This window comes from Planctomycetota bacterium, from assembly GCA_038746835.1.
Taxonomy (GTDB): domain Bacteria; phylum Planctomycetota; class Phycisphaerae; order Tepidisphaerales; family Tepidisphaeraceae; genus JBCDKH01.
The window spans coordinates 1-7,248 of record JBCDKH010000186.1 but is presented as its reverse complement, the minus strand read 5'-3'; the positions used below and the strand labels follow the sequence as shown (position 1 = coordinate 7,248).

Sequence of the window (7,248 nt, the reverse complement as noted above, 5' to 3'; positions counted from 1 at the left end):
GAGCGAAGCGATGCCCCGGAGCGGACTGTGTACGAAGCCTGTTCGGGAAGTCGCTCCGGGGCATCGCTTCGCTCAACCCTCGGCGTCAAGATGCAGTCGATGCTTAACCTGTAAGTCGGGAGCGGGCGCCGATTCATCTCATGATCCCCAGGACGCACGGTCAGCCCACCGACCGCAGCATCGCCGCTAGCTCGTCGAACGCGACACAGGCATCGGTCACGCTGACGCCGTAGCGGAGATCAGCTCGCGAGGCCGGGTCGTCGGGGAGGTTCTGGCGACCCGCGTTCAGGTTGGCCTCGATCATCACGCCGATCACCGGCGAGTCGCCTGCCTGCCGCTGCTCGACCACGCTTCGGAACGCCACCTCCTGCTGCTCGTGCTTCTTGTGCGAGTTCGCGTGCGAGCAATCGACCATCAGTCGAGGCGGCAAACCGGCCGACCGGAGTCGCTCGGCCGCGTCGGCGACGTCCTCGGCCGCGAAGTTCGACCGCTTGTTCCCGCCACGCAAGATGACGTGGCTCGTCGGGTTGCCCCGCGTCCGCACGATCGCGGCCCGGCCGTCGTCGTCGATGCCGAGGAAGTGGTGCCGACCACCCGCCGCCTTCATCGCGTCCAGCGCGACCTGCACGTCGCCAGTCGTCGCGTTCTTGAAGCCCACCGGCATCGACAACCCGCTGGCCATCTGGCGGTGCGTCTGACTTTCGGTGGTCCGCGCCCCGATGGCCGCCCAGCTGACCAGATCATCGAGGTACTGCGGCGTGAACGGGTCCAAAAACTCCGTCGCCGCCGGCAGCCCATGCTCGGCCACTTTCAACAGCAGCTCCCGCGCGATCCGCAACCCCGTGTCCATGTCGAACTCGCGATCGCTGTAGAGGAACGGATCGTTGATGAGCCCTTTCCATCCAGTCGTCGTCCGCGGCTTCTCGAAGTAGACCCGCATCACCACCCGCACCCGCTCCTTCAGTTCAGCGGCCAGTGCAGCGAGCCTCTCGGCAAACTCCCCGGCCGCGGCGACATCATGAACGCTGCAAGGCCCCACGATCGCCAGGAGCCGATCGTCCTCGCCCGACAAGACCCGCGCGATCTCCGTCCGGCTCTCCAGCACCTGCCGCCGCACCTCGTCCGACGCCGGCACCGCCTTCGACAGCTCGGCCGGGCTGCGCAGCGGGGCGAACCCCAGAACGTTCACATTCTCCGTCGAAATCGCGCTCACTGGACGGGCAGACTACGACACGACGTTCTTCGGCTCGCCGGCGAAAAAGCTGCGGACGTTGTCGGCCGCGATGTCGATGAGCCGAAGCCGCGCGGCACGCGTCGCCCAAGCGACGTGCGGCGTGACGACGATGTTTGGGGCCGACAGCAGGGGATTGTCCTTCGACGGCGGTTCGGTCGACAGCACGTCCACACCGGCCTGCGCGATCGTGCCGTCCCGCAACGCCTCGGCCACGTCTGCCTCGTCGAGCAACGGCCCGCGACCGGTGTTTACAAGAAGCACGCCCTTCTTCAGCTTGCCGATGTTCCCGCCACCGATGAGGCCTTTGGTGTCGTCCGTCAGCGGACAGTGGAGGCTGATCGCATCGCTGGTCGACAGCAATTCGTCGAGCGAGACGAACGTCACGCCGATCTCGTTCGCCGCCGCCTCGTGCTTGGCCGGGTCGGCGGTGTGGGCGACGACCTTCATGCCGAACGCCCTGGCCCGTCGGCAGAACGCCTTCCCGATCGCGCCGAATCCGACGACGCCGCACGTCAGCCCGTCCAGTTCCGTCATCGCCCCTTCCGTGTAGCTGAAGTCCTTCGACGCCGGCCACCGCTCGGCCGAGTTGGCCGCAATGCGTCCGGTGCGATTCGTCAGCTCCAGCAGCAACGCGAACGCGTGCTGGGCCGTCGATTCGGTCGAGTACGCCGGGATGTTGGTCACCGTGACGCCGCGTCGTCGGCAGGCGTCCAGATCGATCTGGTTGAACCCCGTCGCGAGCACGCCGGCGTAGACGATCGACGGGCACTGTGCCAGCAGGTCCTCGCCGACGGGCACCTTGTTGGTCATCACCGCCGTCGCTGTCGCGGCCCGCTCCTCGGCCTGGTCGGGCGTGGATCGGTCGTTGATCGTCACATCGCCGACCGCCTCCAACGGCGACCAGTCGACGTCGCCCGGATTCGTTGTGACGCCGTCCAGAACCACGATCTTCGGCGGTGCTTGCTCCATGCCGGCACCGTAGCCACTTGACCGCCGGTTCTAACGTTGTGCATGCCCGCGACCGGAATCCACCACATCACCGCCATCAGCTCCGACGCCCAGGCCAATCGCGACTTCTGGGCGGGGCTGCTGGGGCTTCGGGCGGTCAAGAAAACCGTCAACTTCGACGACCCCGAGACCTATCACCTCTACTACGGTGATGAGGTCGGCTCGCCGGGGGCCATTCTGACGTTCTTCCCGTACGCCGGGGCCCGACAAGGTCGCGTCGGCCGGGGCATGGCGACGGCCGTCGTGCTGGCGGTGCCGCAGGCGTCGCTCGACTGGTGGCGGGCGCGACTCGACGAGGCCGGCATCGTCGTCACCGATATCGAACTCCACGGCGACGCCCGACTCGCCTTCGTCGACCCCGACGGCCTGCCGGTCGAACTCGTCGGCGTCGAGACCGACACCACCGGCTGGGGCGGCGGGACCGTGCCGGCCGACCACGCGATCCTCGGCGTCCACTCGGTCACGCTCGCCGTGCCGACCGCCGACGCGACACGCCAGGTCCTCCACCAGCTCGGCTACACCGGCGACGGCCTGCGACTGACCGCCGACGCCGCACTCGGCAAGTACGTCGACCTCGTCGAAGTCGGCTCCGCCTCGGCCGGCGTCGGCGGCGCCGGCACCATCCACCACGTCGCCTTCCGCGTCGGAGATGACGACGACGAGTTGGCGGTTCGGCTGAAGGTCGTCGGCATGGGCCTGCAGCCGACGCCCGTCATCGACCGGCAGTACTTCCACAGCGTCTACTTCCGCGAGCCGGGCGGCGTGCTGTTCGAACTCGCCACCGACCCGCCCGGATTCGACGCCGACGAGCCACGCGACTCGCTCGGCGAAGCCCTCAAACTCCCGCCGCAATACGAGTCGAATCGCGCAGCGATTGAAAAAGGCATCCGACCACTCCTGCCGGCAACCGACGGCCCGGTCTTCGTCCACCGTTGGGAACCGGCCGACGACAGCGACCGCGTCCTCCTTGCCCTCCACGGCACGGGCGGCGACGAGAACGACCTGATCCCGCTCGCCAGACAAGCCTCGCCAAACGCATCGATCCTCTCACCTCGCGGCCGGGTCGACGAGAACGGCATGCCTCGGTTCTTCCGCCGCCTCCGCGAAGGCGTCTTCGACGAGGCCTCCATCGTTCGCGAGGCCAACGCCCTGGCAACGTGGCTAGCGACACAGGCCGACCGCTACGACTTCGACGCCTCCGCCGTCGACGCCATCGGCTACAGCAACGGCGCCAACATTGCCTCGGCCGTTCTGCTGCTGCGACCCGAGTCGCTCCGCTCGCTCGTCCTGCTTCGCCCGATGATCCCGCTGACGCCCGACCCGCTCCCCGCCCTGTCGGGCAAGCGCATCCTCCTCCTCGCCGGCCAACGCGACCCCATCGCCCCGCCCGACCACGTCGAAGCCCTCGCAACGCTCCTCAAGACCGCCGGTGCCGACATCACGACCACCTTCCAACCCGCCGGCCACGAACTCACCCAAGCCGACGTCCAAGCAGCCGGGGCGTTCTTTTCGAACTCATCTTCGTCATCCTGAGCGAGCGCAACGAGTCGAAGGACCTCGCCTGGGCGTGTGACCCGGAATCGGACGAGGTCCCTCGGCTTCGCTCGGGATGACGAGGATCGCTTCGTATGCTGATGGCGTGAGCGACTCCAACAACGAGCCCCTGCCTGTCGCCGTCGTCGGTTGTGGTCGGATGGGCCGACTGCACGCACGCGTCTACAGCGAGATGCCACGCGTCAAGCTCGTCGGCGTGTTCGACGCCAATGCCGAAGCCGCCAAGGGCACCGCGGACGACTACGGCACCACCGACTTCGACACGCCCGAAGCCGTCCTCGACGCCGGCGTGAAGGCCGTCACCATCGCCGTTCCGACGACGCATCACCTCGACGTCGCCCGCCCGCTCCTGGAAGCGGGCGTCGCGTGTCTCATCGAAAAACCCCTCGCCGGCGACGTCGCGACTGCCCGGCAGATCGTCGACTTGGCCGACAAGCACGGGGCCGTCGTGCAGGTCGGGCACATCGAGCGGTTCAACCCGGCCGTGCGGTCGCTGGCGAGCCTCGGCGTGGAGCCGCGGTACATCGAGGTCGTCCGCATCTCGCCGTTCCCCTTTCGCAGCATCGACGTCGGCGTGGTGCTGGACGTCATGATCCACGACATCGACATCGTCCTGAGCATGGCCCGCGGCAAGGTGGTCCACGTCGACGCCCAGGGTGTCAGCGTCGGCGGCGGCGGGGTCGATCGCCCGGCCGAGGACGTCTGCAACGCCCGCCTCACCTTCGACAACGGCTGCGTCGCCAGCCTAACCGCCAGCCGGCTCGCCCTGAAGGTCGAGCGTCGCCTGCGCGTCTTCAGCCCCGAGGCGTATGTCTCGCTCGACTACCAGAAAAAGACCGGCATGATCGTCCGCCGGACCGGCAACGTCGACCTCCTCCGCGAGACCGTCGGCAAGATCCGCACCGGCGAAATCACCGACATGGCCGGGCTGGACTACAAGTCACTGCTGGCCATCGAGCAGCTGACCATCGACGACGTCGAGCCACTGCGTGCCCAGCTCGAAGCCTTCTGCGACGCCGCCGAGGGCAAGGCCGAACCCGCCGTGCCCGCGTCCGCGGGCCTGGAAGCTGTCGAGGTCGCCGAACGTGTCGTCGCGGCGATTCCCGAGCAGTCGATCCTCTGAACGACCTGCGGGAACCAAATCACGACGCCTGAGTTTTGTTGCGTCCGTCGACTGGCGGGTTGCGATCTTGATGCGTTCGCGTCTTCGGGAAGAGCCTCATGACGCGCCTGTCCCTCCCCCTTTCTCGAGGCAACGCCATGCTCCTCCCCACCCTCGCCACGATTGTCCTCCTGACCACAACTGCCGCGCAGCCGGCGGGCACGTCGCACGAGTCTGAACGATTCGTCCCGATCGACTTTGCCGACGAGATGAACATCTACCTCGATCGAAAAGACCGGTTCGGCGGCTTCCACAACAGTGCCACCTTCCCACGCCCCGGCCGCCACGACCTCGGCGGTGTGCCCTTCGTGCTGGGCGGCACCGCCGAGTCAGGCGAGATCACCTACGGATGGAACGGCTACTACGCCAACGCCCGCTACGGCGATGGCAGGAAGCCTCGGACGCTCGTCATCAAGACCGACCTTCCCAACGTCGACGCCGTCCACACGATCATGCAAACGTTCTGGTCGATGCCACAAGGGCAGAGTGCTGTCGCGATGGAGTTCATCGGCTCCGACGGCGCTCGGGCCCACGTCGCCTTCAGCGCAGGCGTCAACATTCGCGACTACAACCACGGCCACCTCCGTCCGCACGGTGCCATCGAGGTCGCCGAGGTCTTCAACAACCACCTCGGCCAGCACATGGATCGGCAGACGATCGACCTTCCGGACGATTTTCTGGACGAACACCTCATCGAAATCCGCCTCATCGACACCGGCCGCAACCGCGGCCACGGCGCCTGGAGCCGAGCCTGGCTGATCGCCTTAACGGCCGAGCTTGGTTCGATGTCTGCCGCGGCCCAGGCCGGCGCTCGAACCACATCGCACTGAGACTGTCGGTCACGTCGTCAATTCGCACCGCCGCTGAAGGCAAGGCCGCCCCGCCGTCCTGGCAACTGCCGGCCCGGATACCGTCGAAGTCGCCGAGCGACTCGTCGCCGCGATTCCAGAGCAGTCGGTGGCTCGACAATCGTGTCCGAAGTAATCGGAGCGTCCGGCGGGGAGCGTAGTCTCACGTCGAGGAATGTTCCCCGTGATCACCGTCTTAGCTTTGCCCCAAAGGTCCTCACGAGCATCTCTGGCATCGAAGCGGTCCAAACCCGCATCTGGACAAGGCGCACGCTAGCATCGTCGAGCTGACGCATGATCAGTTGTCATCGCCACGAGGAGCCACCGGACTGATCGTGATTGACATAGTTCTCCGCCGGATGCGCTCGTCCATAACAAGAAAGTTATAATCTTCGAGTTCGTCCACGAGAAAAGCAGGTACGTCGACAAACACAAAATTGAATCTCCCTGACACAGGAGTGACGATCATATGCTTCTCGATGTCTGACAAGTCACTGGTAGCCTTCAACTCAACGCCAGTGAAAATGAAGTAACGGGATGTATTCGGATCAGAAAACCCGATCCGAACGTCTACCTCTTCGCCATCTTTCTCGAATACAAGAACTTGTGGCAACGGCCGGATAGGATTGCCCAATAAGAAGGCACTACGCGGATGAACGTACCACGGTGAATCCCAAGGGTACACGCCCTTATTCAGAGCGTTCTCAGCAAGTAGAACATCCTTCCACGGCCGAAAGGTCTCTCGGTCCTCTGAAAGCTCACCGACGGCAACGACCCGATTACCAGCCTCGATTCCAATCAGCGCCATGTAGACGACACCCGAACGATCAATCAGCTGAGCCTGCCCACACTCTAACCCGGCAGGATCAGCAACACAGACGACACTGGGCAACCACAGAAAGAGTGCGCCAATGACTGCACGACAAATAAGGGTATTCTTCATCTCATTCTGGAGGGACAGCAGGATCAGCGGACAACGCATCCCCTTCGCCGATAGCAACCCCTATAGCATATTCTGAACCGGCGTCCGCACTCTCTAACAGGTCCACCACTTGGCCCCGTAGAGCACCTGTCGTCATCACACGCACGAGGTTAAAGCTCGTCTCGTCTACCAGACGAACAGCACGGTCAATGTTCTCTGGCAAAGAAAAATCCTCAGTTGGACGTGACACGATAAACACTATCCGCCAATCATCCAGCACTATACCAGTCGCAAGTGAGTACGATTCCGGATCGTCTTGATGCAAAAGAATATATTCGATCCGAGGCACTACCTCACACTTGACGGTAAATTTATAACCAGACCCAAGTATCGGATGATTCAAGCCATCCGCTGGAACTATGTCATCGAATAGCATTGCACCAGAAAATACGAAGTCCCTGATAGGATAGAACCCCTTATCTTGAGGCGAATAGTATCCGACCTGGAAAACGTGATGCGG

Annotated in this window: 7 protein-coding genes; 3 read left to right on the top strand and 4 right to left on the bottom strand. The window is 64.5% G+C overall.

Features of this window, described 5'->3' with window-relative positions; genetic code table 11:
- Positions 1-160 precede the first annotated feature (160 nt).
- Positions 161-1,213, bottom strand: a complete 1,053-nt coding sequence (locus AAGI46_14340; GenBank protein MEM1013386.1) for a 3-deoxy-7-phosphoheptulonate synthase — start codon at positions 1,211-1,213, stop codon at positions 161-163.
- Between the two features lie 12 nt (positions 1,214-1,225).
- On the bottom strand, positions 1,226-2,203 hold the full coding sequence (locus AAGI46_14335) for a D-2-hydroxyacid dehydrogenase (GenBank protein MEM1013385.1): 978 nt from the start codon (positions 2,201-2,203) through the stop codon (positions 1,226-1,228).
- Positions 2,204-2,245: 42 nt separating this feature from the next.
- Here AAGI46_14335 and AAGI46_14330 point away from each other — a divergent pair, with 42 nt between their 5' ends.
- From AAGI46_14330 to AAGI46_14320, 3 genes are all read left to right on the top strand, one after another.
- Positions 2,246-3,775 (top strand): VOC family protein, encoded by a 1,530-nt coding sequence (locus AAGI46_14330; protein MEM1013384.1) that lies wholly within the window; start codon positions 2,246-2,248, stop codon positions 3,773-3,775.
- Between the two features lie 106 nt (positions 3,776-3,881).
- A complete protein-coding gene (locus AAGI46_14325) occupies positions 3,882-4,919 on the top strand; it encodes a Gfo/Idh/MocA family oxidoreductase (GenBank protein ID MEM1013383.1) in 1,038 nt (345 codons plus the stop codon).
- A gap of 137 nt (positions 4,920-5,056) precedes the next feature.
- On the top strand, positions 5,057-5,788 hold the full coding sequence (locus AAGI46_14320; protein ID MEM1013382.1) for a hypothetical protein: 732 nt from the start codon (positions 5,057-5,059) through the stop codon (positions 5,786-5,788).
- 316 nt (positions 5,789-6,104) lie between these two features.
- Here AAGI46_14320 and AAGI46_14315 read toward each other — a convergent pair whose 3' ends face one another.
- On the bottom strand, positions 6,105-6,749 hold the full coding sequence (locus AAGI46_14315) for a hypothetical protein (protein MEM1013381.1): 645 nt from the start codon (positions 6,747-6,749) through the stop codon (positions 6,105-6,107).
- 1 nt (position 6,750) lies between these two features.
- Positions 6,751-7,248: hypothetical protein (locus AAGI46_14310; protein MEM1013380.1), on the bottom strand; the 498-nt coding region annotated here is incomplete at its 5' end.

Coding starts and splice junctions, on each gene's coding strand:
- AAGI46_14335 (MEM1013385.1), bottom strand. CDS start 2,203: ATGGAGCAAGCACCGCCGAAGATCGTGGTTCTGGACGGCGTCACAACG.
- AAGI46_14330 (MEM1013384.1), top strand. CDS start 2,246: ATGCCCGCGACCGGAATCCACCACATCACCGCCATCAGCTCCGACGCC.
- AAGI46_14320 (MEM1013382.1), top strand. CDS start 5,057: ATGCTCCTCCCCACCCTCGCCACGATTGTCCTCCTGACCACAACTGCC.
- AAGI46_14315 (MEM1013381.1), bottom strand. CDS start 6,749: ATGAAGAATACCCTTATTTGTCGTGCAGTCATTGGCGCACTCTTTCTG.